Raw genomic sequence first — 23,851 nt, 5'->3', positions numbered from 1 at the left:
TCGCTCGCGGCCCAGTGGCCGCCAACGCCAGGGATCGCCCCCGGACGGCGGAGCCTCCGCCGCGGGGGCCACACGCACGGCATCGGACGTGAGAGGGCTAGATCCGCAGAACCACGGTCTGGAGGGATTGGAAGCCGGCATTCGGCGGCGGGGCGTGGGACGCGGGGACCGCCGCCGCGGGCGTCACACCGGCGGGCGGCACGGCCAGGGCTGAAGCGGCCGGCGCCCGTTCGTGCAGCTTGGAGGAATGGCCCGCCGACGGCTGGACCGCCACGCCATTGACGTGGACCGCCGTGTCCACGCAGCAGAAGCTGCACGAGCCTTTGCCCCTGGCCACGGTGGGTTGGGGCGCGCGCTGAAGCGGGCTTGCGGCGGAGTCAGCGCACTGGTCGCAACAGCCGCAGGCCGCGGCCTCGAGAGCCACGCGGCCGTCGGCGCTCACGCACAGCACCAGCTCCACCTGGGCCATCAGCACATACGCGCCGATGCAAGCCAGGGCCATCAGGGATTGGGGGCGCGTCGTCTTCATCACTGTACAGCATCGCGCAAAGCCCGCTTGATTTCAAGCGCCAATTGCGCAGGCCAGCGCCGCGCGGGCCAGGAGGCGGGTGGAGTCGAGGGTGGGCAGAGGCGCCTCGTCGGGCCGCACGAGCAACGGAATCTCCGTGCAGCCGAGCACGGCCGCATCGGCCCCGCGTGCGCGGAGCCTCGCCATCACGGCGTTGAGGTAGAGCCGCGACTCCTCGGTGAAGACGGCGTTGACCAGCTCCCGGAAGATGATGGCGTCAATCCGCTCGCGGTCGGCCTCGTCGGGCACGAGAGCGGCGATGCCCGCGGGGGCTAAGGCCTCGGGGTAGACTGGGCCCTCCATCAGGTAGCGGGTGCCGAGAATGCCGAGGCGCGCGAACCCGCGCCGCTTGGCCTCGAAGGCCACGATGCGGGCGATGTGCAGCCAGGGGATGGGCGAGCGCGGCTCGACGAGGCCGAAGGCCTGGTGGATCGTGTTGTCGGGGCAGATGGCGAAGTCGGCGCCCACGGCAGCCAGCTTGTGGGCCGACGAGAGCATCAGCTCGGCCACGGCGGCCCACTCGCCGGAGCGAATGTGCACCATGTAGGCGGCGAGGGGGTGGGTGTGCATGGTGGTTTCGGGATGCGCGTGTTCGCCCATCCGGGCGGACGCTTCCGCACAGATCGTGCGGTAGCAGAGGGCTGCCCCCTCCGCGCTGCACGCGACAATGCCGATGTGCTTCGCCATAGGCTTGGCGGGCCTCCACGGTGCCCCCGCACGCTCCAAGACTGCGGGAGGCCGGCCTCTGGGCGGGCGCGCGGACGGCGGGTCCTCGCAAGGCGCCTCCGCTCCGCCGCCGGCCCGCCGTCTAGCGGACGACGAGAACGGGGCAGGGGGCCTCGTCGAGGATGAGCTGCCGCTCGCGCGCGGCCTGGTCGCGGTGGCACAGGCTCCAGCGGAAGGCGCCGATGACGATGAGGTCGGCGCCGCTCGCCTTCTGCTCGGCCAGCACGGCGCTGTGGACCGCGCCCTTGAGCAGCACGGTGCGGGCCTTCACGCCGTGCTCGGCCGCGAGGTCGGCCACGTAGGCCAGGTGCTTGCGGCCCGAGGCCTCGAGGTCGCGCTCGTACTCCTCCATCTCCGCCGCCACCATGATGTGGGTGGAGAGGAGGTGCTTGAGCGTCGCCGTGTCCACGATGCCCACGGCGGTGAGTTGCGCCTTCTCGGCCCTGGCGATCTGCACGGCGCTCTCGGCCGCCTTGAACGACGACTCGGTGCCGTCCACCAACACGAGGATGTGCCGAAACGGTTGCTGTGCCATTCGTTATGCCTGGCCTTTGGCCATCTTCATGATCACGAACTGCTCCCGTTCACGCTCTTCGAGGACGTCTTCGATGTAGTTCACGGTCTCCTGGTAGTCGGGGATGAAGACTTTGTCGAGTGCGTTGACGCGGCGCTGGGTGCGGCGCACCTCGGAGGCGAGGCGGAGGACGGCGTTCTCGACCTCGGCGAGGCGCGCCAGGGCGTCGAGCGCTCGGGTGAAGTGGGCCATTACGTCGTCGGAGGCCGCGCTGCCCGAGGCGGTGCTGAACTCGGGCTTCGGGGCCTCGTGCTCGGCCGTCACGGTGGGCAGGTCAATGCCCATCACGGGGCGGCCGCGGTAGTCGAGCTTGTGGCGGCGCACGATGCCCAGCGCCTCGCGGGCGAGGGCCTCGGTGCCGCTGCGCAGCGCCGCTTCGCGCAACGCCGCGAAGGCCGCAGCCATCGCCTCGTCCACGTCCTTCTGCGCGCGCTTGGCGGCCTCCAGGCGGCTCATGAGCTCCAGCACGAGAATCTGCCGCTTCTGCTCGAGCAGCTCGTAGCCCTCCTGGGCGAACTCCAGGCTGCGCTCGAGGGCGAGGAGGCTGGACTTGGTGGGCGGGACCTCGAGCTTGGCCACGGCTCAGACCTCCTGGGATGGCAGCATCGGGGCGCCGGGTTCCAGTTTGCGACGTTCCACCGCTTCGGCGTCCGCGCTTCCCGCGGCGCCGGTCTCTTTGCGTTCGACCACTTTGGTCTCGACGGCGGCCTTGTAGTGGGCGTCGAGCAGCGCCTCGCTGATGCGATGAAGCTCCGAGCGCGGGAGCAGCGACAGCACGTCCCAGCCGAGGTCCAGCGTCTGCTCGATCGTGCGATTCTCGTCCTCGCCCTGGGCGAGGAAGCGGCGCTCGAAGGCTTCGCCAAAGGCCAGGTAGCCTTTGTCGAGGGGCGGGAGCTCCTCCTCGCCGATGACGGCGGCGAGGCCGCGCACGCGCTTGACCACGGCGTAGGCGGCGAAGAGCTGGCTGGCCAGCGGTGCGTGGTCCTCGCGGGTGCGCCCCTTGCCGATGCCGTCTTTCATCAGGCGCGAGAGGCTGGGCAGGCCGGCGATGGGCGGGTAGATGCCGCGCTGGAAGAGGTCGCGCTCCAGCACGATCTGGCCCTCGGTGATGTAGCCCGTGAGATCGGGCACGGGGTGCGAGATGTCGTCGCTGGGCATGGTGAGGATGGCCATCTGGGTGATCGAGCCTTCGGAGCCTTCGACGCGCCCGGCCCGTTCGTAGATCGAGGCGAGGTCGCTGTAGAGGTAGCCGGGATAGCCCTTGCGGGCGGGAATCTCGCCGCGGGCCGTGCCGATCTCGCGCAGCGATTCGCAGTAGTTGGTCATATCGGTGAGCAGCACGAGCACGTGCAAGCCGCAGTCGAAGGCCAGGTGCTCGGCGAGCGTGAGGGCAGACCGCGGGGTGAGCAGGCGCTCGATGGAGGGCGCGCTGGCGAGGCTGAGGAAGAGCGCCACGTTGCCGAGCACGCCACTCTCCTCGAACGAGCGGGTGAAGAACTGCGCGACGTCGTGCTTGACGCCCATGGCGCCGAAGACGATAGCGAAGTTCACGTTCTGGTCGAGCAGCCGGGCCTGGCGGGCGATCTGCGCGGCGATGCGGTCGTGCGGCAGGCCGCTGCCCGAGAAGATCGGCAGCTTCTGCCCGCGCACCAGGGTGTTCATGCCGTCAATTGCCGAGATGCCGGTCTGGATGAAGTCGCGCGGGTAGCGGCGCGAGAAGGGGTTGACCGGCTGGCCATTGATGTCGCGCTCCTCGCGGCTCAAGGGGGCGGGGCCGCCGTCGAGCGGCCGTCCGATGCCGTCGAAGACGCGGCCCAGCATGGCCCGCGACACGGGCAGGCCCAGCGGCTTGCCGAGGAAGCGCACGCGGGTCGAGCGGCCCGCTAGGCCGCTGGTGCCCTCGAGGACCTGGACCACGGCGTGGCGGTCCGAGATGTCGAGCACCGTGCCCAGGCGGGGGGTGCCCTCGGCGTCGGCGATCTCGACGACCTCGCCGTAGCCGACGTCGCGCACGGCCTCGATGAAGATGAGGGGGCCGTTGACCTGTTCGAGGCCCACATATTCCAGACCATGGTCCACCACGGGCATCAGGCGTAGCTCCTTTCCAGCTCGCCGAGCTGGGCGCGCATGCGGTCGCGCACAGCGTCGAGGCCCTGCGGCTGGTCGTTGGGCACGGTGGAGCGCGCGCGCACGATCTCGTTGACGCAGGGCAGGTCGTGGAGGCGCACGAGCGGCGCGCCCTTGGCGATGATGCGGTCGGCGCGCTCGTAGAACTCCACGATCAGGCGCATCAGGGCCGCCTGCTTGCGCGGCAGGCAGTACATGTCGATTTCGTCGAAGGCATTCTGCTGGAGGAAGCCGTTCTTGATCATCTCGGCCACCAGCAGCACCAGGCGATGGGTGTCGGGCAGCACGTCGGGCCCGACGAGCTTGACGATCTGCTGGAGGCGGTCCTCGCGCTGGAGCAGCTCGATGAGGCGCTGGCGCAGCGCCGGCCACTCGGGCTCGATCTCCTGCCACCACTCGGCCACGTCGCCCACGTACTCGCTGTAGCTGCGCAGCCAGTGGATGGCCGGGTAGTGGCGGGCGTTGGCCAGCGTGGTGTCGAGCGCCCAGAAGCAGCGGATGAAGCGGCGGGTGTGCTGGGTGACCGGCTCCGAGAAGTCGCCGCCGGGCGGCGACACGGCGCCCACGATGCTGATCGAGGCCCGCCGGCCGCCGAGGGTCTCCACGGCGCCGCCGCGCTCGTAGAAGCCGGCCAGACGGCTGGGCAGGTAGGCGGGGAAGCCCTCCTCGGCCGGCATCTCCTCCAGGCGCGCCGCCAGCTCGCGGAGCGCCTCGGCCCACCGCGAGGTCGAGTCGGCCATCACGCCCACGTGGTAGCCCATGTCGCGGAAGTACTCGGCGATGGTGATGCCGGTGTAGATGGAGACTTCGCGCGCGGCGACCGGCATGTTCGACGTGTTGGCGATGAGCACCGTGCGCTCCATCAGCGGGCGGCCGGTGCGCGGATCGGTGAGCTCGGGGAAGCTGGTCAGCACGTCGGTCATCTCGTTGCCGCGCTCGCCGCAGCCCACGTAGACGATGAGGTCGGCGTCGCTCCACTTGGCCAGGGCGTGCTGGGTCATGGTCTTGCCGGTGCCGAAGCCGCCGGGAATGGCGGCGGCCCCGCCACGGCTGATCGGGAAGAGCGTGTCAATCACCCGCTGGCCGGTGATGAGGGGGGCCGTGGGCGGCAGGCGCAAGGCGTAAGGCCGCGCCTGGCGCACCGGCCAGCGCTGGCTCATTGTCACTTGGCGGTCGCCCGCGGGCGTGCGCACCACGGCCACGGGGTCGGCCACCCTGTAGCCGCCCTCGGGCGCCACGTGGGCCAGCGTGCCGCGGAGGCCGGGCGGGCACAGGATGCGGTGCTGGATGCATGGCGTCTCCTGCACCGTGCCGAGGAGGTGGCCGGGCGCGACCTCGGCGCCCGCGGCGACGCAGGGCACGAAGTGCCAGGCCCTCTCGGGCGGCAGGGCGGGCACCTTCTCGCCGCGGCGGATGTAGCAGCCGCTCTCGCGCGCGATCTCGGGCAGCGGGCGCTGGATGCCGTCGTAGATGTTCCCGATGAGGCCCGGGCCGAGCGAGAGCGACAGCGGCGCGCCGCTGCGGTAGACCGGCTCGCCGGGGCGGACGCCGGTGGTGTCTTCGTAGACCTGGAGGGTGGCCTGGTCGCCGCGCAGGCGGATGACCTCGCCCATGAGGCGCGGGTGCCCGACTTCGACGACCTCGTACATCATCGCGTCGCCCAGGCCGCTGGCGTGCACGATGGGGCCGGAGATGCGGGTGATGGTGCCGTGACCTTGCATAGCTTCGCTCTTATCCTTCGCGGAACCCCCGTGGTGCGCCGCCGGGCGGGGCCGCCGGCCCCTTCCCCGGCGACGGGCTACGGGCTGTTCTCCTGGAACACCTCGGCGGCGAGTTCCTTCCTGAGCTCGGGCCACAGGCGGCGGAGCCTGGCCCCGAACGAGTTGTCGTAGAGCAGCCGCCCGTCGGCCGAGCGGACGATGAGGCCGCCCTCGATGGGTGCGGGCTCGGGCGAGACCTCGATGGCCACGTCGCGTCCCAGACGGCGGCGCACGTCGGCCCGCCAGGCCTCGGTGGCGATCGCGCGGTCGGCCTCGGCCAGGGCGAGCACCACGCGGTCGGCCCGCATGGCGCCGATGGCCTGGGCCGCCAGCGCGGCGAGCACGGCCGCGGGATCGTAGGAGGAGCGGTCCGCCAGGCGCTGGCGGGCGGCCTCGAAAAGCCGGTCGAGCTCGGCCTCGCGCGCGGCGAGGAGGCCGCGGCGCACGTCCTGCTCTACGGTGGCCAGGAGCGACTGCGTCACCCGGTCGGCCCGGGCGCGGGCCACCTGGAGGGTGCGTTCGGCCGCGGCGGCCGCCTCCTTCGCCGCCTCGTCCAGGATCTTCTTCGCGTCGCGCTCGCCGCGCTTGCGCAGGCGGTCAGCCTTCGTTTGCGCGTCCTTGAGAATCTCGTCCGACAGGACCTTCTCGCTCGCCATGGGTTCGCGTTTCCTGTGGCTAGACCTTGATGCCGACGGCCTCGCGGATGAGGGTCAGCAGGTCCTTGCGTTCGGGCGACGGGCCGGCGGGCCCGGGCACCTCGACGACCAGCGGCAGCTCGAAATCGAAATGCACGCGGTTCACCTCGGGGCGGATCCAGTCGGCCACCCGATCGGTCATGATGAGGATCACCACGTCGCGCCGGCGCAGCACGCGCTCGAGCGCGTCGTGCGCTGCCTCGGCGCTCTTCACGATGTCGCCCGGCACGCCGGCGTAGCGGAAACCGAGCACGGTGTCTTCGTCGCCGATCACGTAGTAGTGCATGGCGTGCTCCGCCCGCGGGCCGTGGCCTTCGCCGCCGGGGCCGCGCGGCTACCTGAGGTAGCCGAGCAGCAGGATGGCGATGATGAGGCCATAGATGGCGATGCCTTCGGCGAGGCCGACGAAGATGAGGGCCCGCCCGAGCAACTCGGGCCGCTCGCTGGCCGCGCCGAGGGCGGCCGCGCCCACCTTGCCCACGGCATAGGCGGCGCTGAAGCACGCCATCGAGGTGGTCACGGCCACGCTGACGGCGAAGGCGATGTTCTCGCCCGACTCGCGCTTGAGCGTGGGCGCCTTCTCGGCCTCCTTGGCCGGCTCCTCGCCGCCGAGCACCGCGCTGAGGCCCAGCCCCAGCGGCAACGCCACCAGCAACACGGCCGCCGCCCAGATCATGATGGACACCCGCAGCTTGCTCTCCATGCGACCTCCTGGCTCCTAGGTGAGCTTGAACGGATGATAGGCCTTTCCCTGGCCACTGAAGAACTTGCTGAAGAACTCGTAGTACTCCAGGCGCATCGCCTGGATGGAGACCACGAGCCCCTCGAGCCCGATGACGAGCGCATTGCCGAAGACGACGACCAGCAGGCTCCACATCGGGCCGCCGGGCGCCCCGCGCACCATGCGCTCGATAGCGAAGATCGCCACGCACACCGCCGCGTGCGCCAGGGCGAAGGCGCCCACGCGCACGAACGACACCGTGTTCGCCGCGTAGGCGCTCACGGTCTCGAGAATATCCACAAACCCCTCCATCAGCCCCGCGAGCAGGTGCGCCTTGCGCGTGTGGTCGCGCCGCGTCATCAGATAGTGCAGCGGCTCCCGGAAGAACAGCACAACCAGCGGCAGGATCACGAGCACCCCGATCTCCCAGGCCGCGGGCGGCCCGCTCTCCCACACCAGCGTGCGCAGGCCGAGGCCCAGCGCGCCCCAGTAGAAGATGAAGCCCACGAGGCCGAACTTGTCAATCACCAGGGCGAAGTAGTCGCGCGCCTGGATGCGGTTGATCAGGTTGAGCACCACGCCCAGCGTCATCATCACCACACCGAGGCCCACGGTGGCGATGAGGAGGGGCTTGATCGACTCGATGCGGGTGACATCGAGGGCGAACCACCCGCCCCAGGGCGGCTGGAGGACCCGCTCGATGCCGAACACGCTGCCGTAGACCCAGCCCGACAGCATGGCCACGATGCCGCACAGCCAGAGCAGGGTGCCGAAGTCGCGCACCTTGTCGGTGCGGCCGCGGCGCGCCAGGGCAAGGCCTGCGGCCAGGAGCACGGCGCCCTGGCCCACGTCGCCGAACATGATGCCGAACATCAGCAGGAAGCTGAGGGCGACGAGCGGCGTGGGCTCGATCTCGCGGTAGCCCGGGTGCCCGTAGCCGGCGACGAGCATCTCGAACGGCTTCAGGAGCCGCGGGTTCACCAGCAGCGTGGGGGTGTCGGGGTCGGCGGCCGGCGGATCGGCCACCTCGATGACCACCCGCCCGTCGGTCAGGCGCAGCAGCTCCTCGCGCAGCGCGTCCACGCGCACCGACGGCACGTAGCCGGCGATCAGGCAGGTGGCGCTGGTGTGGCCGAAGTAGGCCTGGGCGTGGAGGAGCTGCTCGTCGGTGCGCAGGCGCTGGCGCCAGGCGGCGAGGCGGCCGCCCAGTTCGGCGGCCAGGCCGGCGGTTTCGGCGCGCAGGGCCTCCTGCTCCTTGGCGAGGGCCAGGAGCCGCTCTTCGGCCTTGCGCGAGACGTCGGCCGGCGCCCCCGCGGTGCGCTCGGGCAGCCGCTCGGCCACGAAGTGGTGCTCGGCCAGCAGCGAGTCGAGGGCGAAGCGGGCCGCGCGGGTGGCGAGGGCCACGACGCGCTGGCGGCCGTCGGGCGACTTGAAGGGCAGGAACACGGCCTTGCCCTCGAGCTTCTCGCGCAGCGGGGCGATCTCGCGCGATGGCAGGGTGCCGAGGGCGAAGTGCAGGAAGGCCAGGTCGCGCAACTGGTCGGGCGCCACTTCGATGGGCCGGTAGGCCTCCGCGTCGCGCAGCACCTGGTACTCGGCCTCGATGTCGGCGTCCAGGCTCTTCCGCCGCTCCAGCACGGCGGCCAGCCGCTGCTCGAGCGGCGCCAGCTCGGCGTCCAGCTCGCGCGCGTCGGCATAGGGCACTTGCTCGGCGGGGCGGTCCTCGCCGATCTCCAGCGCGTCGCAGAGCGCGGTCACCCGCTCGAGGAGCGAGTGGATGAGGCCCAACTCCTCGCCGAGGCGCGTGGCGTTCACGAGCTCGCCGCCCTCGGTGGCCTGCGCCTGCGAGAGGTGCACCACGCCCAGACGGCCCAGGCCCTCGGTGACGGCGCGCACGTCGCGCTCGAGGATCAGGAGGCGGATGCGTTTCATCGGGGCCGGTTTGAGCACGTGCGGGCCCTCGCTACGCGGCGGCGGTCAGCCGCGGATGGATCAGCCCTTCGCGGATGAGGGTGGGCGCGAGGCCGTAGCGCACGCCCTCGATCACGCGGATGAGGTTGGCCAATTCGACGCGCTTGACGGTGTAGAAGGCCACGACGAGGCCGAGGTCGCCCACGGACCGGTAGAACTGGCGGTTGGCCACGCGCAGCAGGCGCTCCCAGACGGCCCGCTCGAGGTCGGCGATGGCGAAGAGGCGGGCGGCGTCCTCGGGCCGCACGAGCTCGCGCGGCACGTGGGCCAGCATGTCGCGGAAGTCGGGGTAGTCGAACAGGCGCTCGACCTGCACAAGGTGGAGGGCGCCCTGGGCCAGGAAGGCGCGGGCCTTCTCCTGGGCGAGATGGTAGTTGAGCTTGAGGCGGAAGATCGCCAGCGTGTTGTAGATGGCCGCCTCCAGGCGCACGAGCGGTTCGCACGTGCGGCGGTGGAGGGCCGGCAACTCGGCGGCAAGCGACAGGAGGCGGGTGTAGTAAGCCGCGTCGAGCGCGGCCTCGACGAAGAAGGTCTCGCCCGCCTCGGCGTGCTGCGGGGCGGCCTCGAGCGCCGCGGCGCGGAGCTGCGGCTCGGGGATGCCGAGCACAAAGCTCGCCAGGTCGGCGGCTCGGAGCAGCGGGGCTGCCTCCAGGGCCAGGCCGCCGCGCAAGGGGGCCAGGAACGGCAGCACACGCTCGGGCGGTTCGTGGGCCTTCCAGGCGCGGAGGATGACCTTGAGGTTCTCCACCTGGAACCGCCGCATCATCCAGGCGTAGAGCGGGCCGAGAGGCTCGGGCAGGTGGGGCTGGACGCTGGCGAGCTCGGCCACGTGGTCGGCCAGGAGGCGGCGTTGGAGTTCGTGGTGGCCCTGGGCGTCGGCTTCGGGGTACAAGCGGTGCCAGAGCTGGGCCACGGTGCGCAGGTCGCACAGGGCGTCCAGGCGGTCCAGCTCGTAAACGCGGCTGCGGAGGCCGTGGACCTTGGCCTGAATGTAATCGAAGTCACCGCTGAGTGGCATCGTCGGCTCCCGTCACGGCGCGGCAGATGGCCTCGACGGCGCGCTGGGCGAGCGATGGGGGGATGCGGGCGGCGTCGCGGTTGGCCGCCGCGGCGGCTTCGAGCCGGGCCTGCTTCTGGCGGCGGGCCTCTTCGGCCCGCTGGGCCACCAGGCGTTGCGCCTCCTCGCTGGCGCGCAGCCGGCTCTCCTCGGCTTGCGCCTGGGCCTGGGCCCTGGCGGCGGCCACGGCCTGCTGGGCCTCGGCCTCGGCCTCGGCCACGAGCTGGCGGGCCTGGCTCTCGACCCGCAGGAGTTCCTGGATGATTTCCTTCATGGCCCCTCGTGGCTCCGCAGAGGGTCGAAGGCGGCGGGCCGGGCTACTCCTCGGCGCGGATGATGTCGAGCACCTCGCGCGCGTTCTTCGCGGCGCGCAGGCGTTCGTTCAGGCCCGGCACCTGAAGCAGGCGGGCGATCTCGCCCAGGCACTGCACGTGCGGCCCGGGGTTATTGGCCTCGGCAAGCACCAGAAAGACCAGGTACACCGGCTCGCCGTCGGTGGCGTCGTACTCGATGCCCTTCTTGGAGATGCCGAGGGCGACGAGGAGGGACTTGATGGACGGTTCCTTACCATGGGGGACGGCCACGCCGCTGCCGATGCCGGTGGTGGCCATCTCCTCGCGGGCCAGGATGGCCTGGAGCGCCCGGTCGCGGTCCTCCAGGCGTCCCGCGCGTACCAGGAGTTCGATCATCTCCGCGAACAGTTCTTCCTTGTCTTCCGATTCCAACCCGACCTTCACCACGCTCTCGTTGAGCAGGTCGCTAAGTTTCATCTCTGGCTACCCCTTCGCGCTGGGCGGCTCCCATGAGGCGGGGAGCCGACTTTAACTCACCAACTATAGCAGATGCCCCCGCCCATTGCAAACACTGGCGTGAGGGCGGGACCCAGGGAAGCAGGGGGGCCGGGGTGCAAGGGGGTGTGTTGGAGGACGGCCTTGCCTGGCTGGGGGCCGCGCTCATTTCGGGGGCGCCTGGGCGCGGAGGGCGTAGAGGCGGGTCATGGTGGCCACGTAGAGGGTGCCGTTGGCCGCTGTGGCCGTGCCGTTGATGGCGCCGTCGAGTTGCACGCAGGCGAGGAGCCTCTTCGCGCGGTCGGCGGCGAAGACGTGGAACTCGCCCCGCCGGCTGCCGAGGTAGAGCTTGCCGTCGGCCACCAGCGGCGAGGCCCAGAAGTCGCCCTTCGCCTCGTGCGTCCAGTGGGCCTTGCCCGTTGCGGCGTCCACGCAGTGTACGAGACGGCCGCAGTCGGCCACGAACACGAGGTCCCCCACGACGGCGGGCGTCGAGCAGCAGTGATTCCTGAGGTCATAGGACCACAGTTCCGCGCTGGCCGTGATGTCCCCCGTCTTCGTGGCGTCGAAGCACTTGAGCCAGGCCTTGTTCTTGCCCCACCAGATGTCGCCGCCCACGGTGAGGTAGACGCGGCCCTGGTGGAAGACGGGCATGCTCTTGATGTTGCTGGGGCCTGTTTCGCGATTGTTCTTGTACTTGTGGATGTCCTCCTTGGGCGAGGTGGGGTCGGGGTCGAACCGCCAGAGGCGCTGGAGCTTGGCCACGTCGCCGGCGGGCGGCATCGTGGCCAGGGCCGCGAAGCCATAGGCCACGCCGTCGCCGCCGCAGAAGACGACGAGCGGCTTGCCGCCGACCTCGCCCAGTGCGGGCGATGACCAGGTGCTGTGGTAGACCTTGCCGCCGATCCGCTCGTCGTCCTGGGCCACAAGACGCCCCGTGGCCTTCTCGAGCACGACCAGGCTCGGGGCGTCGGGGGCCGGGTTGCGGCGGTGGGTGCGGTCCACGCCGTTCGACGTGTTGAGGTAGAGGAAGTCGCCGTGGAGCAGGATGGAGGCGTGGAAGGCGTCGTTGGGGTAGACGCCCGACTGGGCTCGCAGGTCGTAGAGCCACAGGATGTCGGCATCGAGCGGGCCGGGCGTCATCGCGGGCCGGCCCTGGGGGGCCATGTGCTGGCCCTCGTCCTGGTAGGGGCCGTCGTTGCCGTTGGCGAGGCCGTGGAGGTCGAGGCACACCACCTCGCCGCGGTTGGTGACGGCGTAAACGCGGTCGCCCTCGACGGTGGGCGGCGAGCACAGGCCGGCGTTGGGCCAGTCGAGGTAGGGGTCGGGCGGGTCGGCGGTGATCTTGGGCACGACGAGCTGCCAGGCGAGGTCGCCGGTCCTTTCGTCGAGGCACAGCAGCACGCCGCGGTCGCCCTGGTGGCGGGGGTCGCGGGGGCGGTTGTTGTTGGTGCCGATGAACACGCGGCCGCCGGCCACGATGGGCGACGAGTAGGTTTCGGTGCCGAGGGGGACCGACCACTTGACATTCTCGCCGGTCTTCGGGTCGAAGGACTCGGGCAGGCCGCGTTCGGGCGAGACCATGTTGCGGCTGAAGCGCTCGCCCCACTGCGGCTGGTCGCCCGCCGAGACGGCGGCCGCCACGACGATGAGCAGCAAGGTCGTACGATGCATCCAGCGGGCTCCACGAGGCACAGGCGGTTCGTCGGGTTCCCTGGCGCGGCCATCTTAGGGGCGTTGCCGCGCGATTGCAAGCGGCAGAAGGCGCGGGACGGGCGGGCGCCCTGAGGAGGCGCCCGCCCGGGTCAGGAGGCGCGGCCTCAGCGGCTCAGTGGCCGCCGATCAGCCTGTCGGCCGCGGCCACCACGTCGGCCGCGGGGCTGCACTGGGCGTTGTCGCACGAGGCGGCATCGCACTTGACGGTGAACGCCGCTTCCACCTTATTCTTGTTGGCCACCAGGGCCAGCGTGGCGCACGCGGAGTCGAGCTTGTAGGCGCTCGGGCCCTTCGCGCCGTCGGCCGCGATGGTCAGGGGGATCGAGAGCTTGTGGTCGGCGGCGAGCTTCGTCAGGGCCTCGCGGTTGGCTGCGTTGTCCTCGCCCAGCAGTACCGCGAAGGCGGCGGCGCGCTGTTCCTTGTGGTCGGCGACGAACTTATCCACCGCCTTCACCAGGTCCACGAAGTGGCCCGTGGTCGTGCGCGTGAAGATGACGACCGATGGCCTGCCGCCGTAACGGCAGATGTAGCAGAGCTTCTCGCCCTTGGCCGGGCCGGTGACGTCGAGCACGTTGAACGGCGTCGTCGTGGCGATGCCCGGCTTGGCCCCGCTCGGGGCCGCCGCCGGGCCGCAGGCGCCGCAGCCCGCCCACACGTACACGCCCACCCCAACCACCCCGGCCAACGCGAGAGCGAAGATGAAGGAAAGACGAGCGAGGTTCATGGTCAGGCTCCTGGTCTCACGTAGATGCCCAACGAACACCGCCCGTCCTCTACCCGAATTGTGGCGCAGGCCATGCGCCGCGTCAAGCGGGAAAAGAACGCCGCGCCGCCGCTCGGCGACTCACCATCGGGCCTCCAAGCCGAGCGTCTGGCCCTCGGCCACGCTGACGCGCGAGGGGAGGGTGACCGTGAGCCTGTTGGCGGCCAGCTCATGCGTCGCCTCGAGCGGCCTGTCGCCGAGGCTGACCGCCAGCTTCGAGGGCCTGGCGTCCTCTGGCAGTTCGAAGACGAGGGACTTCACCTGGAGCTTGCCGTGGCGGACCTCGAGCCGCGCGGTCTGGCGGCCGGCCTGGCGCTTCTGGGTGAAGAGGCCCCAGCCCTCGGCGCCGCTCCAGAAGCTCGCGTGGTCCTCGGGCCTCCACCGCGGCCGGAAGCCGATGACCCCGGCGGGGCCATCGTAGATGAACCCCTGGCAAGCCAGGAGCAGCGACCAGATGCTCATCGTGCGGGCGTAGAACTTGCCGCACTCGTCGTCGCCGAAGGGGTTGCCGCTGTGGCCCCAGGACGCTGTGCCGCCGGGGGTGAGGCCGGTGCGCAGGCGCCCGTCGTAGCGGTCGGCCGCGGCGCGGACCACCCCGAAGCCCTCCTTCATCAGGCCCGCGTAGAGCATCATGGCGGCCGCCGAGTATTCGAAGCCGCTCATCACCTCGTCGGCGTAGATGGTGTGATTGGGCGGGCGGTTGTCCTTGGGCCAGCAGATCATCTGGAGGCCCGCATCGGCGTCGGCCACGAACTTGCGCGGGGCCTGGGGCACGCCGCGGAAGTGGGTGCGGAAGTTGTGCTGGAAGAGCGCCCGCATCGCCTTCGCGCAGTGGTCGGGCGGGTAGAGCCAGCCGAGGTCGAGCTGATGCGCCCACCACTGGCCGAGGAGCTGGTCAATGTGGCAGCCGTCGTGGTAGTCGCGGTGCGGCTGGGGGTCGGGAATCTGGATATAGTAGTCGCCGTTGAAGAGCGATTCGTCCTGCTTCTTCGAGCCGCTCTCGCGGATTCTCCTGTAGCGGGCCGCAGCCGCCTCATCCTTCTGGAGGAGCGCCATCTTCTCACTGGCGGCGAGGGCCGCGAGGTAGAGCGTGCCGAGCCACGAGGTGCTGCCGCCCGTGTTGCAATCGAGGGTGTTCCACTGCGGGCCGGCCAGCACGCCGTCCTCGTCCTTGTCGTGGGTGGCGATGAGGAAGTCCATCGCCTTCTTCACGGCGGGCCAGTGTTGGGCGAGCCAGGCGCCGTCGGGGGAGCACAGGTGCTCGCGGTAGGCGCCCAGGATGCCGCCGCACTGGCCGTCGAAGGCGGGGTGGCTGGCGGGCTGGCGGTGGGGGATGGCGCCGTTGGGGGCCATGAAGCGGAGTTCCTGCTCGCGCAGGATACGCCCGATTTCGGGGAAGAGGCGGGCGTGGCTCTGGGCGTATTGCCACACGTGGTTGCAGTTGCCGTTGCAGCAGCCGCTGTCGGGGGCGCAGCCCTCCCAGCCGCCGAAGTAGCCGGCCTTTGTCCAGAACACCGTCTGGCTGCGAAGCACGGCGAGTTGCGAGCTGAGGCGGTCGAGGAGCCAATAGGGGAGATTGCTTGCGTAGAGCGTGTCGTGGTAGAGGCGGGTGAGCCGGGTCAGGTCGTCGAGGCGGGCGGCCACGTCGTCGGCCACGGCGCCGGCGTTGGGCCACCAGTTCTCGTACATGTTGCCCTCGCCGCCCCAGCCGCCCTGGCCGTGGCGCCCGCCGGGGAAGTGCCAGGCGAGGATGAACGTGACGGTGCGGCTCGCGCCCGGATCGAGTTTCAGCGTGGAGGCGAGGGCGCCATCGGAGCCTTCGCCTGCGCCGAGGACCGCGAGGGCCATGCTGCCGGGCTTGGCCCCGGTCATGTCGAGGATGGTCGCGCGCTCGGTGCGCCGCATCTCCCTCTTGTGGCCCTCGGTGCCGGCGCCGTAACGCTGATAGGCCAGCACCGCGGCCTCGACCGGCTTGTCGGTGGGGTTCTTCACCGTGACGTTGTAGAGGGCGCAGGGGATCGCGGAGTCCTTGGTGTTCAGCGGGATGAGGGGGTTGAAGGTCTCGAGGCTCACCTTCAGGGGCACGTCGGGGTCGGTGAAGTCGTACCAGCCGAAGGGGTATTCGCCACGGAAGGAGAGGGCCTTCATGGCGGCGTAGGCGCCGGCGGGCTCGGTCTGGAGGGCCTTGAGGATCGGCTTGTCGCCCGCGATGCGAATGGCGAAGAAGCTGTCGGGCACGGCCATCTGGTTCATGTTGTTGAAGATGTGCCAGACGGGGCGGGCGGCCTTGCCGTCAATCTGGATGGAGCCGGCGCCGATGCCGCCGACTGGGAGGCGGATGGCGCCCAGAGACTCGCCCTGGTAGACGCGGCTCTCGCCGCGGGCGAAGAGCCGCTCGTCGGTCATCATCGCGGCCAGGTCCTTCTTGCGGACCTGTTCGCGGGCGAGGCGTTCCTTCTCGGCGAGGGCGGCCAGCTCCTCGCGGGTCATGCGCTTCTTCGCGCCCATCGCGTCCATGTGCCGCTCGATGTCCACGGGCGACAGCACGCGGGAGTAGACGGCCACCTCGTCCATCGCGCCCTCGTAGTATTCGAAGCCGTTGAGGTCGGCGGCGCCGAGGAGGAGGGGCAGGCCCTTCTTCTCGAAGCTGATGGTGCCCGCGCCCGCGAACTGGCGGCAGGGGAGGCCGTCGAGGTAGAGCTTCAGGTCGTTGCCCGCGCAGGTGAGCACCAGATAGTGCCACTCGCCGCGGCGCAGTTGGCCCGCCGCTGGGGCGAAGCGGACGACCGCCTTGCCGTTCCAGAAGGCGAGGCCGCTGTAGTCGTTCCAGAGGTGCAGGCTGAGGCGGGTTTCGCCGCTGGTCTTGCGTTTGCAGATGAGACAAGGGTTGCCCTGGCCGCCGGGCGCGAAGGTGGGCTTGAACCACAGTTCGATGCTGGTCGTCTCGAGGTCGAGTGCGGGTGCCTCGCCCATGGTCACGGCGCGCCTGGCCCCGAGCACGAGGGCTTTGCCGCCGTTGGGCCCGTCGGCGAACTCCGCCTGGCCGCCGCGGATTTCGCCCTTGAGTGCGCCTCGGGCGTCGTCGAGGTTGCCCTCGAAGCGCCACTGGGCCACCAGCCCCGGTTCCTTGGCCACGAGGCGGGCGAAGGCCTCGGACCCCGTTTCCGCCGCGCCCGCCAGGCCGCAGCAGATGAGCCACAAACACAGGGTGCTTCGTTGCATCGCGTCATCCTCCAGCGGTTCCTTGCGGCGCCCCCCGCCCCCCCTTGTCATTCCGCGCCTGTCGAAGAACCTTTCGGGGGCCCGAAGCCGACCCACAGAGCAGCCCTTGTGACGCCAGTCTACTCCCCTGAAAGGTCGCTCGACAAGCTCGCGATGACAGGGCGAACCCCCTGCCGACTGCCTCCTGCCGACGGCGGGCCGCTCCCATCGCGTCACAAGAGCGCGAGGAGATCGGCGGGCTTCCCAATCATCGCCCGCGCCCCCGCCTCGCGCAACTCGTCGGCGGGGCGGAAGCCCCACAGGGCGCCCACGGCGAACATGCCCGCGGCGTTGGCCGTCTGCATGTCGGTGTTCGTGTCGCCGAGATAGAGGAACTGCTCGGCCGGGACGCCGAGCTGGGCGATGATCGTGCGGACGCCCGCGAGATCGGGCTTGGGCGGCACGGCCTTGCTCTGGCCGATGACGGCGTCGAAGCGCCAGCGGGGCAGCAGCCTGGCCACACAGAGCAGCGTGGATTCGTGCGGCTTGTTCGACAGCACGGCCATCTTCACGCCGCGTGCGGCCAGGGCGTCGAGCAGCTCGGGGATGCCGGGGTAGGGCCGCGTCTTGTCGGCCCAGTGCTCGCCGTAGATGCGGCGCATCAGGTCCACGGCCCTGGCCACGGTCGGCTCGTCGCGATGGGCCTCGGGCAGGGTGCGCAGGATCAGGTTCGTGACGCCGTCGCCCACGAAATACCTGTAGGCATCGAGGGGGTGCGGCGGGAAGCCAAGCTGCATCAGGGCGGCGTTGGTGGAGTCCGCCAGGTCCTCCAGCGTGTCGAGCAGCGTTCCGTCGAGGTCGAACAGCACGGCGCGGTAGCTCACTTCGGCTCACTCTCGGGGGGGTGGTTTCGCAGGACATCGTAGTTTACCACGAGGGGCCTGTTGCCGCCAACCGCGGATCGGGCGCTGCCCAAGCGGGATTCAGACAACAGGCGCCCATGCTGTATCACCAGGGAGAGGGAGAAAGTGATACAGCATGGGCATGGCGGCCGAAAAAGGCCTCGAATCGCCAGAGCGCCATGCTGTATCACCTCCCGGCGGCGGGCGAGGCGGCAGGGCAGGGGGCTGAAGTGCCATGCCTCCTTCCGGCCTCCGCGTGCTCCACGGGCCTCCCTCCCGAAGGTTCCGATCCCTTCGGGAGGGTGTCAGGAAAGGCGAGCGCCGGGGGCCTTACCCTCCCGAACGTATTGGAGCGTTCGGGAGGGGCGGCTCGCCGGTCGGTTCCAGGCGCAGAATGTGGCCCTGGCGGAGGCCAAAGTTCACATCGCAACCGCCGCCCGAGCGCCAAGTCGCCATACTTGCTCAAATGAGAGGGGGAGGGAATTGAGCAAGTATGGGTGGAAAGGCCGTAAAGCCGCCCGGATCGCCAAAGCGCCATACCTGCTCAACTGGCAGGAGGAGGGAATTGAGCAAGTATGGGCGGAGAGGCCGCCGAGCCGCCCCGATCGCCCAGGCGCCATACTGGCTCACCTCGCGGCGGCGGCAGAGCCACGCCCGTGAGGCGCCGTTCTGTCTTTGCTTTCGCGGCGCCTTATTCCTATAATGAGGATCAGTCGTTCGCCGCCCCGCGGAGTCCCCGTCCGCGGGAGCCGGCTGGCTCTGGGCCAGGAGGACCGTGGCGCGATGAGTTGGCAAGCCCGCCGGCCCGCCGGCAGTGTCCCCGTCATCTTGTGTCTGGTTGCGGGCGTTTGGAGCGTGGGCGAGAGCGGCGCCGCGCGGCCCGAGCCCGGGGGCCTGTTCGCCCCGGCCTTCGCGGCCGATGACGTAGACCTCGCCGCGTGCAGGACATACAACGACGGGGTGCCCTCGCCCGCCGACCCCGCCGAGGCGCTGGCCGTGCTGGGCCTGGGGCCGCGGCCGCGCGACAGCCGCGGCTGGTCGGCCGGCGAGCCGGCCGACCCCGAGAAGGGCTCGACCTTCCACTATCTGGTCGCCTTCAAGCGGCCCGTCGCCCTCGGTTCCACGTGGGTGGAGGCTGGGGATTTCTGTTACCTGAGGCCCGACGCGCCGCTGCCCGCCGACCCGGCGAAGGCGGAGCAATGGCTCAAGCCGCCCGTCCATCCCGGCCAGGGCCATCCGCGCCTCGTGACCCTGCCGCCCGGCACGAGGACCCAGGCTGTGCTGCTCACCGAGCGCCGCTCGACGCGTCGCTCGACCCTGCGGCAGTGGCGCTTCGGGGCGCGGCGGCTGCACAACGTGACGCCCGACGCCGTGGCCCAGGCCGAGAGCGAGTTCACGCAGTACTCGCAGCTCGGCCCGCCCCACACCTACCACGCCGCGCGCATCACCACGGGCACCGGCTCGTGGCAGAACACGGGCAAGGACCAGAAGGAGCGGATCCCCCGCCCGCCCGTGTCGGACGTGGACCCGAGCTGGTTCGTGCTGTCGTGGGACGAGGCGCAGACGCTCTCGGGCCTGTTCCTGCGCGACAACTTCGAGATGCTGCGCATCGAGGTCTTCCGCGGGCCCGACACCCTCAGCCCCGTGGCGGCCGTGGAGAACGAGTGGAAGCGTCTGGCCGACTACGCCGAGCAGCGGGCGGGCGAGGGGCGCTGGATCGCCTTCGAGCCGCTCAAGACGCGCGGCATCCGGCTCGTGATCCTGAAGACGAATCCCGCGCAGATCGCCCGCATCGAGACGCTGCACGCCTATGTGGACCTGGGGGAGGCCCCTGTGCCCGCGCCTCGCCAGCGCGAGACGGCCCCGCCCCCCTTCCAGATCGCCTACACGCTGGCCGAGGACCGCAGGCTCACGATGGTGGTGAACGACGCCCAGGGGCGGCGGGTGCGCAACATCGTCGCCCGCGCCGCCCGCTCGAAGGGCCCGGGCGCCGAGAGCTGGGACCTCCGCGATGAGCGCGGAAACTTCGTGGCCCCAGGCACTTATGAGTGGAAGGCCATTGCCTATCCCCCGCTCGAACTGCGCTACCAGATGACCCCGTACCCCAACATCGAGGCCCATCACCCCGAGAACTCGCCCTGGCTCAACGGCGCCAGCGGCCCCGGCGGCTGGCTGGCCGACCACACGCCGCCCAGCAGCTCGGCCACCGACGGCGACTTCGTGTTCCTGGGCGCCCCCTGCGCCGAGAGCGGCGTGAGCTTCATCGCCTGCACCCTCGAGGGGCGCAAGCTCTGGGGCATCCACAGCTTCGCCGCCTGGAGCGGCCCGCGCCGCATGGCCGCCGCCGACGGCAAGGTGTTCGTCGAGAACCAGGGCTGGAGCGCCTCGGGCGAAGAGGGCATGGACCGCGTGTGGGCGGTGGACGTTGCGACGCAGAAGGTCGAAGAGCTGCTGATGCTCAGCCAGACCGAGAAGCGCCAGCGCGGCATCTGCGGCATGGCCGCCGCCGGCGGCAAGCTCTACATGGCCATTGACGCGGGCAGCGACTGGCTGAACAACGCCGTGGGCATCGGCGACGTGGACATCGAGAACTGCCTGCCGCCCTATCCGCGCAAGAAGCAGTCGGGGCTGGACTACGTGCCCGACCCGCGCGACGACTTCGTGCGGCTGTTCCGGATCAAGGGCACGCCGGCGGGCAATAATGGGGGCATCAGCTACCTCGAATCCACCAAGGGGCCGGGCCGCCAGCAGCACATCGTGCTGGCCCTCAAGCGTCCCGTGGCCATCGGCAGCCTCGTGCTCCCTCTGCCGACGTTCGAGGACGTGAAGCTCAAGATCAGCGTGCTCAAGCCCGACGCACCCTACCCCCCCGACGCCGAGAACGCGAAGAGCTGGACCGTGTTCTACCCTCCCCGGACCGCAGACCGAAATCCTCAATCCACAATGGCTTGGGACGTGGTTCCCTGCCCCCCGAACACGATCACCCGCGCCCTGCGCTTCACCTTCACCAAGGGTGCAGACGACGAGCTGGAGGCCGCCCTGGAAACGACCGACGAGGCCAAGGGCCTGAAACTCGACGCGCGAAAGGGCGACGAGGAGAAGGACGAGCGCGCCTGGTCCGCCCGCCTCGAGGGCGCCAAGCTCCTCCGTCGCCGCTTCAGGAGCCTCGCCAACACGGCCACCGTGCGGGTGAACTCGGGCAAGGTCGCGCCCGATGGCTCCTGGGATGCCGAGCGCTCAGAGCCCGTAACCGCCGATAGGCCAGGCATTTACGTCATGGAGTGGCCCGAGCCGCAGCGAATTCGCGGCATCGCCATCATGGAAATTGACGGAAAGCGCACTGAAATAGAGGCTTACGACGGGCAGAACGCCCCGGCCGACATCTCGGCCGGGGAGGGCTGGACTCCTCTCGCCACCTACGAGCAGGCGCGGCGCTACTTCTACTGGCCCGACGACAAGATGAACGCAAATGCCCGCTATATGGATGGTTACGTGGACTTCGGCCGCGAGGTGACCACCCGCGCCATCCGCCTGCGGGTCGTCGAGCAATGGGTTCACCGCGAAAGCGACCGGGCGGGCTGCTACGGCATCCGCGCCGACCGCGGCGGGCAGAAGATGGACCCCACCCGTTGCCGCATCTACGGCGTCGCGCCGCTCCAACCGCTGGGCGACGAGGCTCCCGCCGACCCGCTCGTGACCCGCCGCATCGAGGTGGCCGACGTGGCGACGAAGAAGATCACCCAGGAAATCCCTATCGAACAACCCGGGCCGCTCGCCCTCGGCCCCGGTGGCCAGCTCTTCTGTCTGTCGGGAACCCGTGTGCTGAAGCTGGACCTGGCCGGCGGCAAGCACGAGGCTGTCGTCTCCGACCTGGTCAAGCCCACGGCCCTCGCGGCCGATGGCGCCGGGGCTCTCTACGTCTTCGACAAGGCGCCCGACCGGCAGGTCGTGCGGGTGTACCAACCTCCAGCGGGTTCGCAAGCCGCGGGAGGTTACCGCTACGCGCGGGACCTGGGCACGCCGGGCGGCTTCAAGGTGGGGCCGTGGGACCCCACGCGCTTCGGCGACGTGTCGAGCCTGAGCATTGACAAGGCGGGCCACCTGTGGGCCGTCGAGTGGCAATACTGGCCCAAGCGCATCGTGCAGTGGACCACCGACGGCAAGTTCCTCCGCGAGTTACTCGGCAACACCTCGTACGGCGGCGGCGGCGTGCTCGACCCGTGGAACAAGCGCCGCGTGTTCTACGGCAACCTGGAGTTCGAGCTGGACTGGGACAAGGGCGCCACCCGCCTGAAGAACTACACCTGGCCCAACGGCTGGGAGGCGGGCGAGCTGCCCGTCAAGATCGGCGACCGGGTCTACATGGTCACCCGCACCCGCGAGCCGGCCAGCGACATCCCGGTCGGCATCGTATATCTATATGAGAGAGACCATCTGCGGCGCGTGGCCGCTGTGGGCCTGGCCAACTACTTCCCCGCGCTCCGCACGCCCGAGATCCTCGGCCACCTCGGCAAGCAGGTGCTCGAGGACTTCCAGTTCCTCTGGAGCGACCGCAACGGCGACGGCGAGCCGCAACTGGCCGAAGTCACCTTCTCGCCCAAGCGCATCCACGGCGTGAGCCTGTTCAACCGCGACCTCGGCGTCCAGGCCGGCACCCTGCGCTACCAGGTCAAGGAGTTCCTGCCCGACGGCGTGCCGGTCTACGAGGAGAAGGAGTTCCCGAAGCTCGAGCCGGCCACGAAGGGCTGGCTCTCGACGCTGTATCGGCTGGACAACGGCACGTTCTTCCACATGGGCAACCCCGAGGCGGCCTACACGCCCGAGGGCGAGATGCTCTGGTCGTACCGCACCGAGGGCGCCGGCGGCCACGCGCTCAACACCGCCGGCCCCTGGCACCCGGCCCAGGTCGTCTGCGAGTTCGGCTGGGTGGGACACGAGACCACCAGCCGGCAGGCGGCTGAGGGCAGCCGGCAGGCGGAGGGGCTGGGCGAGTTCGTGGTGTTCAAGACCAACGTCGGCTCGTGGAACGTGTGGACGAGCGACGGGCTGCTCGTCGGCCCCATCTTCCGCGACATTCGGGACCCCCAGCGTGTGCCCTGGGCCATGCGCGACCACGCCCGCGGCCTGCGCCTCGACGACGTGACGGCCGGCCAGGAGCATTTCTGCGGCTACTTCGGCCGCTCGTTCGAGGACGGCAAGTACTATGCCGTGGCGGGCCACAACCACGTGAGCGTGGTCGAGGTGGCCGGCCTCGAGCAGGCGCAACGCCTCGGCGGCAAGCTCACGGTCGCGCCCGACGACGTGCGCAAGGCCCAGGAGTGGGAGATCGCCCACGCCAAAGCCGTCGCCCGCCAGGACGTGAAGGTGCTCGACTGCTTCCGCGCCCTGAACCCCATGAAGCTCGACGGCAGCCTGAGCGACTGGGACGGCGTGGAGCCCACCCCGCTGATGACCGAGGATGCGGCCAAGATCCAGGGCGTCTCGCACAATGCCTCGCTCCGCATGGCCTACGACGACCGTACCCTCTACCTCGCCTACGAGGTGCGCGGCCTGGGGCCGATGAAGAACAGCGGCAATCAATGGGACAAGCTGTTCAAGACCGGCGCGGCCGCGGACCTGCACCTGGGCACCGACCCCGCGGCCGACCCCGCCCGCAAGACCGCCGTGGCCGGCGACCTGCGCCTGCTGATGACCTGGATGGGCGACAAGCCGGTGGCCGTCCTCTATCGCCCCGTGGCGCCCGGGGCCCGGCCCGAGGAGAAATGGGAAGTGGTCTCCCCGGTCTGGAAATTGACGTTCGATCTCGTTAAGATACTCGACACGGTGGCCATGGCCCGCTCGGGAGGCAGCACCCAGTACGTGGTGGAGGCGGCCATCCCGCTCGAGGCCCTGGGGCTGAAGTTCCCGAAGTCGTCCGGGACATCGGCGGCCTCAGGCCCGATTCGCCTGAAGCTCGACTGGGGTGTGCTCGCCACCGACGCGGACGGCACCGGAGTGCTCGGGCGCCACTACTGGGCCAACAAAGCCACCAGCGTGCTCTCCGACGCGCCCTCGGAGGCCGCGCTGCACCCCGACCTGTGGGGCTACGTGCGCGTGTTCGCCCATTCGAGCAAGGGCCTGCGCATGACCGAGCCCAAAGACCTCACGCCGGCCGGCAAGGCGACCGACGACCCGATCAAGCTGGAGTTGGACGAAGAGTAGCCAGACAGCCAACCTCCCGCGGGCCCCGAACCCGCGGGAGGTTCACCGGCTGCCGCCGATTCACCTCTGTTCGGGGACTCA

General features: G+C 70.3%; 18 protein-coding genes. 1 reads left to right on the top strand and 17 read right to left on the bottom strand.

Annotation, left to right across the window (positions count from 1 at the left end; genetic code table 11):
- Positions 1–97: 97 nt before the first annotated feature.
- From PLE19_07765 to PLE19_07685, 17 genes are all read right to left on the bottom strand, one after another.
- On the bottom strand, positions 98–529 hold the full coding sequence (locus tag PLE19_07765) for a hypothetical protein (GenBank protein HPD14830.1): 432 nt from the start codon (positions 527–529) through the stop codon (positions 98–100).
- Positions 530–562: 33 nt separating this feature from the next.
- On the bottom strand, positions 563–1,255 hold the full coding sequence (locus tag PLE19_07760; protein HPD14829.1) for an amino acid racemase: 693 nt from the start codon (positions 1,253–1,255) through the stop codon (positions 563–565).
- 121 nt (positions 1,256–1,376) lie between these two features.
- Complete coding sequence (locus tag PLE19_07755) at positions 1,377–1,829, bottom strand: universal stress protein (GenBank protein ID HPD14828.1); 453 nt, start codon at positions 1,827–1,829, stop codon at positions 1,377–1,379.
- A gap of 3 nt (positions 1,830–1,832) precedes the next feature.
- Positions 1,833–2,447 (bottom strand): V-type ATP synthase subunit D, encoded by a 615-nt coding sequence (locus tag PLE19_07750; GenBank protein ID HPD14827.1) that lies wholly within the window; start codon positions 2,445–2,447, stop codon positions 1,833–1,835.
- Positions 2,448–2,450: 3 nt separating this feature from the next.
- Positions 2,451–3,956: a V-type ATP synthase subunit B gene (locus PLE19_07745; protein ID HPD14826.1), complete on the bottom strand. Its 1,506-nt coding sequence runs from the start codon at positions 3,954–3,956 to the stop codon at positions 2,451–2,453.
- Entirely contained in the window at positions 3,956–5,716 is a 1,761-nt protein-coding gene (locus PLE19_07740) for a V-type ATP synthase subunit A (protein ID HPD14825.1), read from the bottom strand. The genes PLE19_07745 and PLE19_07740 overlap by 1 nt, the downstream gene beginning before the upstream one ends.
- Positions 5,717–5,793: 77 nt before the next feature.
- Positions 5,794–6,411: a V-type ATP synthase subunit E family protein gene (locus tag PLE19_07735; protein ID HPD14824.1), complete on the bottom strand. Its 618-nt coding sequence runs from the start codon at positions 6,409–6,411 to the stop codon at positions 5,794–5,796.
- A 19-nt stretch (positions 6,412–6,430) separates the two neighbouring features.
- Positions 6,431–6,736 carry a V-type ATP synthase subunit F gene (locus PLE19_07730; protein HPD14823.1) on the bottom strand — a complete coding sequence of 102 codons (306 nt, stop codon included), beginning with the start codon at positions 6,734–6,736 and terminating at the stop codon, positions 6,431–6,433.
- Between the two features lie 48 nt (positions 6,737–6,784).
- Entirely contained in the window at positions 6,785–7,153 is a 369-nt protein-coding gene (locus PLE19_07725) for an ATP synthase subunit C (GenBank protein ID HPD14822.1), read from the bottom strand.
- Positions 7,154–7,168: 15 nt separating this feature from the next.
- Positions 7,169–9,121, bottom strand: a complete 1,953-nt coding sequence (locus PLE19_07720; GenBank protein ID HPD14821.1) for a V-type ATPase 116kDa subunit family protein — start codon at positions 9,119–9,121, stop codon at positions 7,169–7,171.
- A gap of 13 nt (positions 9,122–9,134) precedes the next feature.
- Positions 9,135–10,160: a V-type ATPase subunit gene (locus PLE19_07715; GenBank protein ID HPD14820.1), complete on the bottom strand. Its 1,026-nt coding sequence runs from the start codon at positions 10,158–10,160 to the stop codon at positions 9,135–9,137.
- Positions 10,144–10,473 carry a hypothetical protein gene (locus PLE19_07710; protein ID HPD14819.1) on the bottom strand — a complete coding sequence of 110 codons (330 nt, stop codon included), beginning with the start codon at positions 10,471–10,473 and terminating at the stop codon, positions 10,144–10,146. Before PLE19_07710 ends, PLE19_07715 begins: the two co-directional genes overlap by 17 nt.
- Positions 10,474–10,516: 43 nt before the next feature.
- A complete protein-coding gene (locus PLE19_07705) occupies positions 10,517–10,969 on the bottom strand; it encodes a PTS sugar transporter subunit IIA (GenBank protein HPD14818.1) in 453 nt (150 codons plus the stop codon).
- A 183-nt stretch (positions 10,970–11,152) separates the two neighbouring features.
- Positions 11,153–12,661, bottom strand: a complete 1,509-nt coding sequence (locus PLE19_07700) for a PQQ-binding-like beta-propeller repeat protein (protein ID HPD14817.1) — start codon at positions 12,659–12,661, stop codon at positions 11,153–11,155.
- 154 nt (positions 12,662–12,815) lie between these two features.
- A complete protein-coding gene (locus PLE19_07695; protein ID HPD14816.1) occupies positions 12,816–13,427 on the bottom strand; it encodes a hypothetical protein in 612 nt (203 codons plus the stop codon).
- 120 nt (positions 13,428–13,547) lie between these two features.
- Positions 13,548–16,688 (bottom strand): GH116 family glycosyl-hydrolase, encoded by a 3,141-nt coding sequence (locus PLE19_07690; GenBank protein HPD14815.1) that lies wholly within the window; start codon positions 16,686–16,688, stop codon positions 13,548–13,550.
- Between the two features lie 212 nt (positions 16,689–16,900).
- Positions 16,901–17,551 (bottom strand): HAD family hydrolase, encoded by a 651-nt coding sequence (locus tag PLE19_07685; GenBank protein ID HPD14814.1) that lies wholly within the window; start codon positions 17,549–17,551, stop codon positions 16,901–16,903.
- 801 nt (positions 17,552–18,352) lie between these two features.
- On the opposite strand from PLE19_07685, the gene PLE19_07680 reads away from it, so the two are divergent.
- Positions 18,353–23,770: a hypothetical protein gene (locus PLE19_07680; protein HPD14813.1), complete on the top strand. Its 5,418-nt coding sequence runs from the start codon at positions 18,353–18,355 to the stop codon at positions 23,768–23,770.
- Positions 23,771–23,851 lie beyond the last annotated feature (81 nt).

The organism is Planctomycetota bacterium (assembly GCA_035384565.1).
Lineage (GTDB): Bacteria > Planctomycetota > PUPC01 > DSUN01 > DSUN01 > DAOOIT01.
The sequence above is the reverse complement of the archived record's forward strand: the minus strand, read 5'-3'. Positions and strand labels throughout refer to the sequence as shown.